We start from the raw sequence: 16,456 nt of genomic DNA, 5'->3' as shown, positions 1-16,456 counted from the left end.
ATCGCTGAGGCAAATACCGTAAAAACCGGGACAAAACCTGCTGAACAAGGGTTCTTCCCATCTTCAGAATTCAACTGACGCATCGTGAAATGCAGAAAATAAACTTTTGAAGCAAGTGAGGTTTGAAGCCAACCATCTTATGTGAACGGCGATGAGCGTTATGACACCATCATACTTTCGGAAACTGTATCGACCTGAAAATCATCAGGTAAGACAACTGCTGAAATACATATGAAAGGCAATACGGACATACGGTAATTGAAAAGCTTGACCGTTGCATCTGATTTTTTGCTGGAGTAGTATATAACTAAAGCTATGCGATTTTCAGTAAAAGATCAAGATGCTTTTCCTGTTTCGTTCCTGAGATATCTGTTTATCCTGTATTAATATCAACGGTACCCAACCGTATGGCGATCCCTCAGGACCTCGACGAGGCCCTGATTTAATTTTTTTTCTGCTTCCTCACGATACGATTCAATACGGATGATCCCATGCATATAACACGGACTGATTTTCCAACCGATTATCATTCATGCCCCCTCAAACGGCTTGAAACTTTTTTTCACCTGATCGATTCCGGGCATATCTTCAACAGCGTCAGCCCGGATTCCTTTCATCAGCTTCGGGCCGCTGTCGCAGATGCCCTCGTTCAGTCCCTGGTCTGGCATCGCCCGACGCTGGAGACATCCAGGGGACTTTTATGGCCCTATGAATCATTACGCGAACGAGCACCTTTTTTCGAGCAGCAGGCAGAATCCAAAAGCCCCTTTATCCGAAACCAGGCCAAACTATTTCTGACACTTCTTCCGTTTCCCGGCCAGTGGCACCGAATCATCACCGCAGAAAACGAGCTGATAAAAAACCCTGAATTTCAGGCATTTATATCCACAGAGCAGCACAATATTGAAGCAAAAATCCGGCAAAAACACCAGAAGCGGTTTAAACTCCGCCATTTCTGCCAGATCTTGAAAAAGCCCCGACTTCCACATGAAAAGGGTATTCTGCGAATTTTTTCACTCCCCTATCTTTTCACCGACCAAAATTTTCTCAAGCAGCTGTGCCGATATTATTTTTTATATATTGAGCCTCCGATGGGTATCGTCTTTCGCCATGCATGGTGGAGACATTTTACAGCGCAAAGCGATCCATGCCTTTTTGGCGCGGGATCCGATGAAGACGCGCGGTTTCTTGAGAGCCAGGAAAACGTTCTGACCACCCGTCTGGCACACGGCGATTTTCTGGAAAACGACATCTGCCCTGCGGCCGGCGGCGGTGAAAAAAAATTTGATATCGTATTCAATGCCACATTTGACGATCTCCCGAGAAAACGCCATCTGCTGATGCTTTCCCTGCTCAAGCATCCGCTATTGAACGCTGCGTCGGCACTTTTTATCGGGCGGGGAGAGCCTGCCGCGGTTGACCTCTTCAGGGAAAAGGTCCGCCAGGAAGGGCTTGAAGGCCGTATCACCGTTTTGGACAACCTTCGCCGGCAGGATGTGACCGCATATCTCACCCGGTGCCGCATGGGGGTTCATCTGTCCCTGTATGAAAACGCGTGCAGATGCATTTATGAATTTTTCAGAGCGGATCTTCCCTGTGTGATTTCCTCGTCAATGGCAGGAATAAACCTGAAAATCTTTACCCCGCAGACCGGTCTGGCCGTAACCGACAAAAACCTGCCCGAAGCCATCGGTTATGTCCTTTGCCACCCGGATCAGTTTTCCCCCCGGAATTGGTTTATGACCCGTTCGGGAACCCGAAACTCCACTTACCGTTTAAACCGACAGTTGAAAACCATTTATACTGATTTCGGTTATCGATGGACAGAAGATATCGTCGCCCTTGGAAGCAGTGGCGCCAACCGCTATATTCATCCATCGGATTACCGGCGGTTCGGCGAGCAGTTCAAACAGCTTCATGATTTGTTTTCAGCGCACTGCCCGCTGTCTGTCCTGATAAATCCGGACTGAATTAAAAAATTGCCGGCAGCGTGTTCTGGAAAAGCGCTTGACTAATTGTTCATTTTTAGCAAAACTGCGAACTTAACGCCCTTGCGGGCGGACTTCTGAACGCTATCGCTTGAGGACCACTTCGTTTGAGGCAAAAGACAAGAAGCTGATAAAATGAAAGAAAAAATAAAAACGCCGATCCTATTGAACAAACAAGCGGATGTTCCCCCAATACAGTTTCATATCAAAGGACGATACCATGGAATTTGAACCGGTCATCGGGCTTGAAATTCATGCCCAGCTAAAAACAAAAACCAAAATTTTCTGTAGTTGCTCGACCCGATTCGGGGCACCTCCCAACACCCATACCTGCCCGGTTTGTCTGGGAATGCCGGGTGTGCTTCCTGTGCTGAACAAAAAAGTGGTTGAATTTACCATGCGCATGGCCCTGGCAACGAACTGTACCATCGCCCATGAAAGCCGGTTTGCACGAAAAAATTATTTTTATCCGGACCTTCCCAAGGGCTACCAGATTTCCCAGTACGAACTGCCTTTAGCCGAATCCGGCCATATGGATATTGAAATCGATGGACAATCCAAACGGATCGGTATCACCCGAATTCACATGGAAGAAGACGCGGGCAAACTGACCCATGACCCGGTCCGCCCGTACAGCCTGGTGGATCTGAACCGGACCGGAGTCCCGCTGATGGAAATTGTCAGCGAACCGGATATCCGCTCGCCTGAAGAGGCCGGAATTTATCTGCACCACATGCGCGCCATTGTCCGGTATCTGGATATCAGCGACGGCAATCTGGAGGAAGGCAGCTTCCGGTGCGATGCCAATATTTCCGTACGCCCCAAAGGACAGGCTGAATTCGGCACCCGGGCGGAAATTAAAAACCTGAACTCCTTTAAAGCCGTTGAAAATGCGCTTGCGTATGAAATCGACCGTCAGATTGACCTGATTGAAAATGGCGGAAAGGTGGTGCAGGAAACCCGGCTCTGGGATCCGGATAAAGGCAAAACCATCTCCATGAGAAGTAAGGAGGAAGCCCACGATTACCGGTATTTTCCGGACCCGGATCTGTTGCCCCTGACCATCGATGATGCCTGGATCGAAAAAATTAAACAAACGATTCCGGAGCTTCCCGACAAGAAAAAAAAGCGGTTCATGTCCGAATACGATCTGCCGGTCACTGACGCTGAAATTCTGACCGAAAATCGTGCGATGGCCGAGTATTTTGAAAATTGCGTACGATCCTTCAATCAGCCCAGACAGGTCTGCAACTGGATCATGGGCTCCCTGCTGGCACTGCTCAACGCTGAAGGAAAACCCATCGACGAATCCCCCATATCGGCTGAACATCTGGCCCGGCTGCTTCAGCTCATCGATCAAGGGGTCATCAGCGGGAAAATCGCCAAAACCGTGTTTGACGAGATGGCACAAACCGGAAAAGAACCGGGGGCCATTGTCAAAGAAAAAGGACTGGTTCAGGTCTCTGACACATCGGCTATTGAAACGGCGGTTGAAAAGGTGCTTGGCGCCCATCCGGACGAAGTCCAGAAATACCGGAACGGCCAGACCCGACTGATAGGATTTTTCGTTGGCCAGGTCATGAAGGAGACCCGGGGAAAGGCCAACCCGAAGATGGTCAATGAGGTATTGGCGGAAAAACTCGGAGAACCAGAGGACAGGGGTCAGGGGTCAGGGGTCAGAGGACTGAGGACTGAGGACTGAGGACTGAGGACTGAGGACTGAGGACTGAGGACTGAGGACTGAGGACTGAGGACTGAGGACTGAGGACTGAGGACTGAGGACTGAGGACAAAAAAGCCGGAAGCGGTAACCGCTTCCGGCTTTTTTTTATGCTATATCATCAGCTTTTGACTCAGATAAAAAATCATCAAGTCTTAGAAACTGAGGGACAGTCTTGAACCGATTTCGTACGGATCTGCGTCATCTGCGCCTTTGTAGGTGGCATCTCCGGCAAACAGGTAAGCGCCGACCAGATCCAGATTCAGGTTATCCATCAATTTTACGGTGGCAACCAAGTCAAATTCCGTTCCCAGGTCTGTATCGCCGGCGGCATTATCTTCTGCCAACTCAGCATACCACAGGTCAGCTTTCAGCGTGACATTGTCCATGGCTTTGAAGGAAGCGCCCAGGTTGTAGGCAATCAGGTTGGAAACTGTATCGCCGCAAGAACCCGCGGAAGCCTGATTATCCAGGATGCCAAGGCCCATGATTTCAGCCCAGTAGTAGGACTGGCCTGCGGGTACAAAGAAGGCCTCTTGATCAGTTGAAGTTGAAGTGAGATCCTGGCCGGATGCATAGAATATCTGACCATGAAGGTTCATTGCGTCCAGGTCGTAACCTGCACCGACTGTAAAAACGTAGGCGGAGACATCATCAGAATTTCCGGTGGCGATCACGTCTGCACTGCCGGTTTCATAAATACCGGTAAACCAAACAGAGGCTGCATCAAATTTGGCGTCAAAATCAACACCCAGGTAATACAGATCCACTGTATCGTATCCAGCCATTCCACCTGCTGCCCAGGAATTCGCATCGCCTGATTTTACATACAGAACGTAAGGTGTGATGGTCATGGCATCGCTCAGGTTAAAAGACGGAGCCACTGCGTAATAATCCACATCAGCGGTATCGACTGTGCCGCCTTCATAGGCTTTCATCCAGATAAAGGGAATCTGGAAGCCGTCACCTTTGTAGGTCACAACGGCGCCGGAAAAATCATCGTCAAATATAATACCGCGGGCCAGAACCCTTCCCTGGATACCGACTTTGAAATTCATATCGGCATAATTGAAATCTGCGTAGGAATTTTTGACAACCAGCGTGTTGCCATCAGCTCCGATATCACCGCCAACGGTATCACCCCATACGGAATTGAATTCGAACTTGTTGACGAACTTCAGATTGTCGTTGATTTTTGCCGTGTAGTAGATCCGGGACCGGGTATCCACGCGGGTCACATCTTGAGTCGATGCAACATCTTCACCGTCAAAATTTTTCTGCATGAACGCCCGTGTACGCCAGTAACCGCCAAACTCATTTTCCAGTGCTGAAGCCGGTACGGTAAACGCAACGACCAGCAGTGCTGCTAATGCAAAAACTGCTAATTTTTTCATCTTGTCTGTCTCCTTAATGGATGATCACTTTTAAAAAACCTAATACCTGACCTATGTAACAACCTAATACCTAACCTAATTGTAACCTAATAAAAACATAATACCTAACTGATTTTGATTGATTTTTCTGCGGGAGTCACCCACCTCCTTTCGTTCCGAATTGAAAAAACGAAATCTCAAAATCAAGCCTATACTATATAAACGTATGTCACAGTTAGCAATACTATTATTCAATGTCAATGTTTTTTTATTATCCGGAATGCCCCCCGCGGTTGAGGTTGAACCGCGTTTATCTTCCCGAGAAAAGATACCATATGTCGCAATTTGCAAGCCATTTAATACCATATATTGTTTATTCTGTCTTCCCGTACCTGCGATCCGGTCGTCAAACAAACCGATTTCTCCGCAGGTCTGTTAAAATTTCTTTAAAAATATATTTCTTCATGCTAAAAGAATTCAATTTAACGCCTTAAAATTGTTCAAATGTTGCAGGATGAATTTAATGTCGGATTATTGCGCGAAGCGCTGTCAAATCTTCGACCATGGCATTTCTGACCCGACCCGGAGAGCTTCCTGACCGCAAACCGCTATGATGTCTCATTGACAGCCTGTTTAAAGCCCGGCACCCCATAAATTATTCGATAGATTCGCCGGCTATTGAACCTTCATTTGGATGATCCCGCACATGAATCATACTATTTTTTAAGAGAGAGGATTGTTTTGAAAACTAAACTATTTACCGCCTTAAAATCAGTCATCGGATTACTTCTGATCATGTTGCTCACCAGCAGCTCAGCATTTTCAGCAGGCCCTTCACGCATCCTCATACTGCCATTCGATGTTTTTTCCGAAAAGGACCTTTCATTTCTGAAAAACGGCGTCAATGCCATGCTGTCCACCCGGCTATCAACAGATAAAAGTATCGTCCTGCCACACTCCGAATCGATCCAAAAGGCCGTCGAACAGCTGCCACAGCCCCTTACGGTTCAGGCAGCTGCAGATTTTGGTGCCAGATTTAAGGTTGACTACGTGGTATCCGGGACACTGACGGTGTTCGGTGACAGCATCAGCACCGATGCCCGATGCATCTCCACCACCCGGCAGCAATCCCTGGTTACCTTCAATCAGGCCGGAAAAAGCACGGATGAGGTCATTTCCCATATCGACCAGTTCTCCAGCCAAATCCGAAAAAACGTATTGGGCATCCGTGAATCCACCGCAGCGGTTGCTTCTTCACCCGCAAATCCGGCCACAACGCCGCAAACTGATTACCGAACCCATCCGGACAAGCTTTGGTCGGCAAACAACCCGCTCACCGACGAATCCTCCTACGATGAATCTTCTCCAACGACCCGGAGCCTGGGCGGCATCTGGAAAAGCCATAAATTCAACACCCGGATCCGAAGCATGTCCGTTGCCGATGTCGACGGCGACGGAAACAACGAAACCGTTTTTATCGATCAGCATACGGTCTTTATATATCGGTTGTTGAACCGCACCCTTGAAAAGGTTGCCGAAATACCCGGTGGAAATTTTGAAACATATCTCAGCGTGGATGCCGCCGATATCAATCATAACGGAAAAGCGGAAATTTTTGTCACCAACCTGATCGAAAAAAGCCAGCGACTCAAGTCATTCGTCCTGGAATGGGACGGAACCGCCTTCCGGACGATTTCCGATTCAAAAAACCGCTACTATCGGATTCTGGATACCGATGGAGACGGAAAGCGGCTGATCGCCCAGAAAAAAGGGATGAAAGAACTATTTGTATCCGGTGTCAACCAACTGGTATGGCTCAACGACGACTATGTTGACGCCGATCAATATCCACTCCCGAAAGGAATCAACGTATACGGATTTACCGTCGGAGACGTTCTCAACACCGGGCAGCCGGTTTTTGCCGCGTTTACAGACAGCGGTATCATCCGTTTGCTGGAGAACAATGGAACCGAGGAATGGGCCAGCAGCGAATCCTATGGCGGAAACCCTGTCTTCCTGCAGTTCGATTCGGATGTGTATTCGGAAAAGGGCCCGAACAAAGAAAAAGGCCATTACTATCTGCCCCAGAGGATCCATATTTCGGATATTGATAACGACGGAAAACGGGAATTAATCCTGATAAAAAATAAGGACGCTGTCGGGAAGCTGTTTTCCCGGTTCCGGAGTTATACCAGCGGCCATATCCAGTGCCTTTCCTGGAACACTCTCGGAATGGTGCCCAAATGGAAAACCCCCACCCTCTCCGGTTATATCAGTGATTATGCCATTGCTGATGTCGACAATGACGGGCAGAACGAACTGGTATATACAGCGGTAGCCAAAACATCTGCACTGGGATTAGGAGAGGAGAAAAGCTTTGTAGTGTCACAGGAACTTAATTTTCAACAAAACTAACCCGAAGATAAAGGTAGCAGATGATGAAAAAAATAATTTTTACGCTGGTGTTATTGTTTTCTGTATCTATCTGTTATGGCGGCAATGTGGACACCTGCGGCATCGGTTCCAAAGCCACTGCTCTGGGTGGAGCCTTTTCTGCCTATGCTGACGACCCCTTTGCCGCGTACTACAATCCGGCGGGCCTGAGCCAGATCGACCATATTATGATTTCCGGCGGCGTCCAGATGCTGGACCCCAGTTTGAATATTTATGACTACCAGATATCCGGCGTCGCCGGCTCCACCGACATATCGGACACATCGGACAATCTGTTCGTCCCTCATTTTGGGGTGGCGTACCCGATTTCAGACAAAATCGTTGCCGGATTGGCCGTTTATGTTCCCTATGGACTGGATATTCAATGGGACGGCAATGCGGCTGCGAATCCGGCTGCCTACGACTGCACCCGTTCCTACTATTTCAGGGAAGTGGTGACGCCTTCTTTTTCCTACAAATTCAACGATAAATTTGCTGTCGGCCTGGGAATCTCTCTTGGAAAATCCGAAACCGGCGTGGAAAGAAACAGTTATGCCGCAAACAAATTATACGGACGGGATGTCAAAACTGAAACCGAATTAAAGGATGATTTCAACTATTCCTATAATATCGGCGCCATGTTTAAACCGATTGAAACCGTCACCTTAGGCCTTACCTACCGAAGCCGGACCGACACGGATTTTGAAGGGAATCTGACGGTTACCGGATTGACGGCTGCCCCTGTGGCACTTGATGCAGAAACATCGATCGATCACCCGGAGCAGATTCAGGCCGGCATCCGCTATCAGCCGCATGAAAAGCTGTCGCTTGAGTTCGATTACGTATGGACCAACTGGAGCCTGATCGACCGTTATATCGTGAATCTGACCCCGGGCCCGACGGCCATGGCTTTGCTGGGAAAACAGCGCGAAACCTTTGAGCGGCAATGGAACGACACCACCCAGATTCGATTCGGAGTGGAATGGGCCGTTAACCGCCTGCTGGTGCTTCGCGCCGGCTATTTTTATGATCCATCCCCCATTGAGGACAACACCTTTGATATACAATGGCCCGATGCAGACAAAAAAACCTATTCCGCCGGATTGGGCCTCAACTTTGACAGATGGTCCATCGACGCAGTCTTTCAATATGCGATGGTTGAATCCGAACGCCAGATCGGCGGAGAAAGTGAGACGCTGAACGACGCCTATACGGTGGTATCCACTCCGGATATTTCCATGAGTGCCGACGGCAACATATGGGGAATCGGCCTGACGTTTAATTACAGTATATAATTTGTTATTTATTTCTGATCTTAACCGCCCGTTCGCTAACGCTCACTCGAGACGCAGAGGGAAAAAATGTCTTTTTGCTCTGCGTCCTCTGCGCCTCAAGCGAAGCGGGCGGTATAATTTTTCCCTCAAGCCCTGCAAGGGCGCCCCTCAAGGTCCGAAGGACCGATCCTCAAGCGAAGCGCTCCTCAAGCCCTGAAGGGGCGGTCATCATCACACAATCCGTCTAAACAGTTTTTCCACAGATGTAAGACTCCACGTAATCCAGGTAGGCCGCCCATGAGGACAGAAGGAGGGTTGTTCGCACAGATCCAGCTGCTTGAGCAGATGCTTCATCTGCTCCCGGGCCAATGGCTGATTGGCCTTCATCGCCCCGTGGCAGGCCATCAGGATCAGGTAGTCGTCCAGCGCCATGGACTTGTCCGATTCGGGGCCGGTTGAAAAACCGAGCGCTGCCGCCTTTTCGACCATCTCACGGATCAGGGGAATGACCGGCTTGCCGGAGAGCAGTGCCGGGACAGATTTGACCGCAAAGGTGGCCCCGCCAAACGGCTCTATTTCCAGGCCGTATGTTTTCAGGTCCGGAATCATCTGCGTCAGCATGTCAGCCTCGACATACCCCAGATCCAGGGTCTCCGGAATGAGAAGGGATTGAACCGAAACCGGGGATTGTACGGAGCGGTTTTTGAGCTGCTCGAACAGGATGCGTTCATGAGCGGCATGCTGGTCCACGAGAAACAGCGTATCGGATGATTCACAAATAATATAGGTATGATGGTATTGACCGATAACAGCCAAATCGGAAAATTTTCCGGGACGCCACAACCCCTGCTGCTCCCTGACTGGCAAAGTGTCCGTGTGATGTCCCCGTTTTTCCTGAACACCCGCGGTGTCTGCAGGCCGCTGTCTTACTTGGGAGGACTGCGCAAAGGCAGTCGGTTGAACTGTGTCATAACCCGCAGCTGGTTCTGAAATTTGAATGCTATCGACCGGCTCGGCATCCGGCGTAATCTCGATCCGAATTTCAGACAAATCATCAACTGGCGTATCCGGTGAAGCGAAAGGCAAGGGGTCTGATGAAATGCCCGGCGCCGTAACGGTCGTATCATCCAGCGAGCCAATCGGAGTGCCCGCAGGCAGGGCATCAACAGCTGCACCCGGAGTATCCGATGCGGCATCCGGTATTTCCTTTACAGAAGTCCACGAGGGCCGATCCGTAACATCCAGCGTTTTTTTAACGCTTTCGGCGATACAGTCAAACACGTGCCGGGAATCGGCAAACCGGATCTGGTGCTTGGTGGGGTGAACATTGACGTCCACCCGGTCAAAGGCAACCGTGACAAACACGGCAGCTGCCGGGAACTGCCCTTTCATGAGCCGACCCGCGTATCCGTTGAACAGGGCATGCTGAATCGCCCGGTCCCGGACAAAGCGTCCGTTGACATAAACGTAAATACCGCGGGAGGTGCTGCGCCGGACATGCGGAGCGGTCACCCATCCGTCGACGGTAACCAGAGGATCGGTGAATTTGATCCGGTGAAGATTGCCCCTCAGCTCCTTGCCCAGGATATCGACCACCCTCAGAATCGGATCGGATACAGCCCCAAAGGTCTTTACGATGCGTCCGTTATGGGACAGCCGGAACTGAACATTCGGCCATGCCATGGCGATGCAGCAGACCGTATCAATAATATGGCCCATCTCCGTGCCGACGGCTTTCAAAAATTTTCGCCTGGCCGGTATATTATAAAACAGCTGCCGGACACTGATCAGGGTACCGACCGGCGATCCGGCTTCAGAAACCCGTTTGACCTGACCGCCATCCACCTGAACTTCGACCCCGGTTTGAGAATCCCGGTCCCGGGTGGACAGGGTAAACCGGGATACCGATGCAATACTGGGAATTGCCTCTCCCCTGAAGCCGAGGGTCGAAATGCCGAACAGGTCCTCATTGCGATAAATCTTGCTGGTGGCATATCGTTCCAGGCAAAGCAGGCCATCATCATAATTCATTCCCGTGCCGTTATCCGAAACCCGGATAAGAGACCGGCCACCGTTTTGCACTTCGATCATGATCCGGCTGCTGCCGGCATCCAGCGAATTTTCAACCAGCTCCTTGACAACCGAAGCCGGCCGCTCGACCACTTCACCGGCGGCAATCTGGTTGGAAAGGGTTTCAGGAAGAATTTTTATACGTGACACAAGTTAACATCCCCCAACCGGTTTTACGCTTTTTCTTCGGTAATCAACCGGGCCAGAAACGCTCCATCTTTCGGAGACAAATTAAATTTGACACTGGCCTCATCGATCAGTTTCTGAAGGGATATTCTGCGCTGATCTTTTCTCATCTCAGATATCCACTTGACGGCCTTTCGCAGATCCTCACCCTCGGGCTGTATACTCATCATGACTCTCCCTGTTAAAGATTCATATCATTTCATCGTGTTGAACGTTTACAGCGACGGCTTCCGGGTATGCCAGTCGGTTGCCTGCTCAAAATTATACGCTACATTCAGCAGAACCGCTTCATTAAAATGCTGGCCCATCAGCTGAAGCCCTATGGGCATACCGTCAGCTGAAAACCCGCACGGGATGGACATGCCGGGTATTCCGGCCATATTGGCCGACAGCGTGAAAATATCCGACAGATACATGGTCAGCGGATCGTCTGCCTTTTCACCGATCCTGAACGCCGGGGTCGGCGTCACCGGTGACAGAATCACATCACAGGACTCAAAGGCGGTCGTAAAATCCTGCATGATCAGCGTACGGACCTGGGATGCCTTTTTATAATAGGCGTCATAATACCCGGAGGAAAGCGCGTAGGTTCCCAGAATAATCCGCCTCTGAACCTCGGTGCCGAATCCTTTTGACCGGGTCCGGTGATACATTTCGATGAGACTGTCGGCATCGGCATCCCTGAATCCGTAGCGGACGCCGTCATACCGGGCCAGATTTGAACTGGCCTCCGATGGGGCGATGACATAATAGGCGGCCACGGCATATGTTGTATGAGGAAGCGATACCCGGACGCATTCGGCCCCGAGCTGCTCCATGACGTCAATGGCCTGCCCTACGGCGCGGGTTACGTCCGGATCGATCCCTTCCCGATTATGATATTCTTCAGAAATTCCGATCCGGACCCCCTTGAGCCCCGTTTCTGAAAGCGCCGCGTAATCGGGCACCTGCCTCGGGACGGAGGTTGAATCCGACGGATCATAGCCGCAAATGCCATTCATCAGGATGGCGCAATCGGTGACATCTTTTGCCAGAGGCCCGATCTGATCCAGCGATGACGCAAAGGCCACCAGACCATATCGGGATACCCGGCCGTACGTAGGCTTCATTCCAACAACGCCGCAATGGGAAGCCGGCTGGCGGATCGATCCGCCGGTATCCGAACCCAGAGATCCAAGACACATGTCCGCAGCCACTGCAGCAGCGGACCCGCCGCTGGAGCCGCCGGGGATCCGTTTCAGGTCCCATGGATTTTTGGTAACTTTGATGGCTGAATTTTCCGTAGATGATCCCATGGCAAATTCATCCATATTCACCTTTCCGACCATCACAGCGCCGGCCTGCTTCAGTTTAAGGATCACCGAGGCATCATAGGGCGGGATAAAATTTTCCAGAATTCTGGATGCGCAGGTGGTCCGGACCCCTTTTGTACAAATCAGGTCTTTAATGGCCAGCGGGATACCGGTGAGCGGCGTGATACGCCCCGCAGCAATGGCGGCATCCGCCTGAGCGGCCTGCGTCATGGCCAGCTCCCCTGATACGGTGATGTAAGCCGCCACATCCGGCTCGATCTGATCTATACGGTCCAGCACCGCCCGGGTCAGCTGCCGGGAGGTGATCTGGCCGGTCCGCAACAGATCATGCGCCTGATGTATCGTCAGTTCATAAAGTTTCATGTATCGTGCTCCTTATCCGATCACTTTCGGCACCTGAAAATTTCCGTCTTCCTGCCCGGGTGCGTTACTCATGGCGGCATCCCTGTCGATAGAAGATTTCACTATATCATCCCGAAACGCATTGGTCAGGGATATGGCATGCGTCGTCGGGGCCACTCCCCGGGTATCCACCTGATTGAGCGTATCGACATATTCCAGTACCTGTCCGATTTGACTGGCAAATTTATCAACCGATGCGGGATCGATTTCCAGCCTGGCCAGACTGGCCACATGCAATACCTCTTGTTGTGTAATTTTCATGCTGTTCTCCATGCGGTAAACCTGATTACCGCTTCTCATACAGTTCTGTTTGCTGCTCCGGTTATCGGCTGACTGTCCGTTCGAACGGACACGGGGGGTTATGATGCATTGCGGTTACGGATCAGCATCGGTTTAAATTTTTCATTTTTCAAACGCTGCATCGTTTGCGCTGCCTCATCCCTTGTTTTAAAACTGCCGATTCTGACGCGAAACCATATCCCCTTGCCAGGAATATTTCCCTCGGTACGGCATGCCGGATATCCTTTCTTTCTAAGCGAACTGACCAGCGCGTCGCACATGCTGCCGTCTTTCATTGAGGCGACCTGAATAACATATTCGCCTTTGCGAGACTCCTTTTCCGGTGATATGACGGGTTTATCGACTTCGGCTGCCAAAACGAGCTTGGATATTTCAGCACGCTTTTCCGATTTTTTCAACACAGCTGTTTTATGAGGGATGGCTCCGATATGAACGGCCCCGGAATCGACAGGCATCTCAACGGATTCAGCATCATCGGTTACTTTCAGCGCCTCATAAAATTCAAGCTCATTTTTACCGGACATATCTTCCGGAATAATTTTAAACCGGTTCTGTTGTTTTTGATCTACCGTTTTTTTGAGAGCCGCCAGTTCATGATGAATCTTTTCGATATCAAATTTTATCGGAGCCGTTTCCCGGCCCACCAGAACACCGAGAATAAACATCCATCCCGATATAAGGACGATAGGGCCATATCGGCGAAGTACAGCGCCAGTGGCACAGCCCAAAAGCATCTTTTCCGGTTTTGCTGACAATTTTAACGGCTGTGTTTTTTTTCCCATACACTCAACGCCCCTGACATGGCCAGTTTCCATGGTCCTGTCTGATGAAACCCAGGACAATCAACCCATCCCCGCCCGGGGATTCATTCCGGATGCAGTACATTCTTACCCCCGGCGCCGGGGTTACATCTTCTCCGGCGCAGAAACACCCAGCAGCGTAAGACCGTTCCGGATCACTTCCTTTATTGCCTGAATCATGTAAAGCCTGCCGAGGGTCAGCTCAGGCGTATCGGTCAGGACCCTGTGGTGGCTGTAATAGGAATGAAACGCCGCGGCCAGCTCCATCAGATAATAGGTAATCCGGTGAGGCTCCATCAGGGTTGCGCTTTTTTCAACGATCTCCGGATACCGGCTCAGAAATTTGATCAACTGAATTTCCTCGGGCTCTTGAAGCATGGCGATGGCCGGATCGTTCCATTCGATACGCGCAATTCCGTTTTCGATGCCCTTTCGAATAATACTGGATATTCTGGCATGAACATACTGAACATAATAGACCGGGTTCTCATTGGTTTTTTTCTTCGCCAGTTCCAGATCAAAATCCAGGGGACTCTCATAATGACGGGTCAGAAAAATAAACCGTGCAGCATCCGAACCCACCTCGTTAATCACATCTTTTAACGTAACAAATTCTCCGGCGCGGGTCGACATGGCAACCGGCTCTCCGGCTCTCAGCAGATTGACCAGATGAACCAGAATCACGTCAAACTGATCCTGTCTATACCCGGACGCTACGACAGATGCCGCCATTCTCGGAATATAGCCGTGATGGTCAGCACCCCAGACATCGATCACCCGGTCAAAACCACGCCGATATTTATCCTGATGATAGGCGATATCTGAAGCAAAATAGGTCGTCTCCCCGTTTCCCCTGACCACGACCCGATCCTTCTCATCCCCGTAATCGGATGTTTTGAACCACTGGGCACCATCTTTCTGATAAATAATACCGCGGCGTTGAAACTCATCGAGTACGGCTTCCACCCTGCCCGATTCAAAAAGTTTCTGCTCGCTGAACCAGCAGTCAAACGTAATGCCGAACGTTTTCAGGTCATCTTTGATCCCCGCCAGAATATTATCCGCCGCATACCGGGCACAATAACCGATGGCTGCTTCAGGTGTCAGTGCAAGCAGCTCCGCGGCTTTTTCGGATTTGATCGCTTCGGCAAAATCAACGATGTAATCGCCCTGATAACAATCCTCCGGGAAGGTCTCCGCCTGCCCGAACAGTTCACAATACCGCAGATAGACCGAACGGCCAAGGGTATTGATCTGACGCCCCGAATCATTGATATAATATTCTTTTTCAACCGCATATCCGCAAAAGGACAGGATATTGGCCACGGAGTCACCCACTGCAGCCCCCCTGCCATGCCCCACATGAAGCGGCCCTGTCGGATTGGCGCTGACAAATTCGACCTGTATTTTCCGGCCCCGGCCCATATCAGAGGCGCCAAAACGAAGTCCTTCCTCATGAACTTTTCGAAGAACCGGATACCAGGCAGAAGGCCTGATGAAAAAATTTATAAAACCGGGGCCGGCGATATCGGTCCGGTCTATCAGAGGCTCCGGCAGTTGATCCAGATCATTCAGATGACGGCAGATGATCTCTGCGATCTTTCTGGGAGACATTTTCTGCGCTGATGCCATAATCATGGCTATATTGGTTGAAAAATCGCCATAGGTAACAATTTTAGGTTCTTCAATTTCAACGGGTGGTATGTGTGATGATGAGAGGTCCCCGCTTTCAAATGCGTGTTTCAGTGCATCCACGATGCGTTGTCGTATATTTTCTTTCATATTTCTCCTAACCCGGCTTATAAATACCCCGGCATTACAAAAGTCGAAAATGCTTTAGCGCCAGGCAGCCTAAGGGTGAAGCGGTAGTCTGTTACCGCTGTTCCCCCTGACAACGCAGTTATGATACAGCATTATCGGCTTTACCGAAGGGTAACCAAAATGATGATTTCAATAAAAGTCGATTTCACCATCCGTGATATCCAGATACAGTATTACGAATTTTCCATCTATCTGTAACTATTTATTTATTCTATTCCTGGCCATTTTGTTGATGCAACGATGGGGCATGGCTGATCTTTCAGACCGATATACCATCGAGCTGTCCAGAAAATGAATCCATCTGAATCATAGTCTGTCCCGGGGTATTCAAATCATCCGGACTGAAAAAATATCAGATAAATTAAAAAGTTATATTTTATAAAAAGATTTCGATGCTAAGTCAAGACAGAAACCCCCCGGATCAATTTGGCATCGGTAATGAAACTGATCCCCATCCATCCGATGCCCTTTCAATTTGCTTAACCAGACAAATTGGATATATTATAAAGGTATCACGTCCAGAGATGTTACCCCCCACCTTAGCCCAAGTTCGCCAAAATTGATGGCGTAGAGGGTGGAATTTGGCCAAATTGAGCCATATGAGTCATCTAACTATATGATATTTTTAGAGTAGAATTTTTTGAAAGCCGATGTAGTGACCCACAAAAACATTTAAAGCTTGACAGTGCATGTATTCCATAGTATGCATGGTCTCATGTATATTAAAAAAGTCAAAAAAAGCCATCGCAATTCAAATAAGGTCTACGAGTACCTTCA

At 49.8% G+C, this 16,456-nt stretch carries 12 protein-coding genes; 4 read left to right on the top strand and 8 right to left on the bottom strand.

What is annotated here, in order from left to right:
• Positions 1-491 precede the first annotated feature (491 nt).
• Positions 492-1,970, top strand: coding sequence for a glycosyltransferase (locus PHQ97_08985; protein MDD4392863.1), 1,479 nt, complete (start codon positions 492-494; stop codon positions 1,968-1,970).
• 238 nt (positions 1,971-2,208) lie between these two features.
• Complete coding sequence (gene gatB / locus PHQ97_08980) at positions 2,209-3,690, top strand: Asp-tRNA(Asn)/Glu-tRNA(Gln) amidotransferase subunit GatB (GenBank protein ID MDD4392862.1); 1,482 nt, start codon at positions 2,209-2,211, stop codon at positions 3,688-3,690.
• A gap of 172 nt (positions 3,691-3,862) precedes the next feature.
• Here gatB and PHQ97_08975 read toward each other — a convergent pair whose 3' ends face one another.
• Together PHQ97_08975 and PHQ97_08970 are read right to left on the bottom strand one after the other, a co-directional pair.
• Positions 3,863-5,101 (bottom strand): hypothetical protein, encoded by a 1,239-nt coding sequence (locus PHQ97_08975; protein ID MDD4392861.1) that lies wholly within the window; start codon positions 5,099-5,101, stop codon positions 3,863-3,865.
• Between the two features lie 75 nt (positions 5,102-5,176).
• Positions 5,177-5,494: a hypothetical protein gene (locus PHQ97_08970; GenBank protein ID MDD4392860.1), complete on the bottom strand. Its 318-nt coding sequence runs from the start codon at positions 5,492-5,494 to the stop codon at positions 5,177-5,179.
• 327 nt (positions 5,495-5,821) lie between these two features.
• On the opposite strand from PHQ97_08970, the gene PHQ97_08965 reads away from it, so the two are divergent.
• Positions 5,822-7,495, top strand: coding sequence for a VCBS repeat-containing protein (locus tag PHQ97_08965; protein ID MDD4392859.1), 1,674 nt, complete (start codon positions 5,822-5,824; stop codon positions 7,493-7,495).
• 20 nt (positions 7,496-7,515) lie between these two features.
• Positions 7,516-8,808 carry an outer membrane protein transport protein gene (locus tag PHQ97_08960; protein ID MDD4392858.1) on the top strand — a complete coding sequence of 431 codons (1,293 nt, stop codon included), beginning with the start codon at positions 7,516-7,518 and terminating at the stop codon, positions 8,806-8,808.
• Positions 8,809-9,018: 210 nt separating this feature from the next.
• Here the strand turns inward: PHQ97_08960 and mutL are convergent, their stop codons facing one another.
• The 6 genes from mutL to argS all read right to left on the bottom strand — a co-directional run bounded on the left by mutL (position 9,019) and on the right by argS (position 15,640).
• Positions 9,019-11,007, bottom strand: coding sequence for a DNA mismatch repair endonuclease MutL (gene mutL, locus PHQ97_08955; GenBank protein MDD4392857.1), 1,989 nt, complete (start codon positions 11,005-11,007; stop codon positions 9,019-9,021).
• A 23-nt stretch (positions 11,008-11,030) separates the two neighbouring features.
• Positions 11,031-11,213: a hypothetical protein gene (locus PHQ97_08950; GenBank protein ID MDD4392856.1), complete on the bottom strand. Its 183-nt coding sequence runs from the start codon at positions 11,211-11,213 to the stop codon at positions 11,031-11,033.
• Between the two features lie 45 nt (positions 11,214-11,258).
• Positions 11,259-12,719, bottom strand: coding sequence for an Asp-tRNA(Asn)/Glu-tRNA(Gln) amidotransferase subunit GatA (gatA, locus tag PHQ97_08945; protein MDD4392855.1), 1,461 nt, complete (start codon positions 12,717-12,719; stop codon positions 11,259-11,261).
• 12 nt (positions 12,720-12,731) lie between these two features.
• Positions 12,732-13,019: an Asp-tRNA(Asn)/Glu-tRNA(Gln) amidotransferase subunit GatC gene (gatC, locus tag PHQ97_08940; GenBank protein MDD4392854.1), complete on the bottom strand. Its 288-nt coding sequence runs from the start codon at positions 13,017-13,019 to the stop codon at positions 12,732-12,734.
• 98 nt (positions 13,020-13,117) lie between these two features.
• Positions 13,118-13,840 (bottom strand): SPOR domain-containing protein, encoded by a 723-nt coding sequence (locus PHQ97_08935; protein MDD4392853.1) that lies wholly within the window; start codon positions 13,838-13,840, stop codon positions 13,118-13,120.
• A 123-nt stretch (positions 13,841-13,963) separates the two neighbouring features.
• Entirely contained in the window at positions 13,964-15,640 is a 1,677-nt protein-coding gene (argS, locus tag PHQ97_08930; GenBank protein MDD4392852.1) for an arginine--tRNA ligase, read from the bottom strand.
• Between the last annotated feature and the right edge of the window lie 816 nt (positions 15,641-16,456).

The organism is Desulfobacterales bacterium, assembly GCA_028704555.1.
Classification (GTDB): Bacteria; Desulfobacterota; Desulfobacteria; order Desulfobacterales; family JAQWFD01; genus JAQWFD01.
The sequence above is the reverse complement of the archived record's forward strand: the minus strand, read 5'-3'. Positions and strand labels throughout refer to the sequence as shown.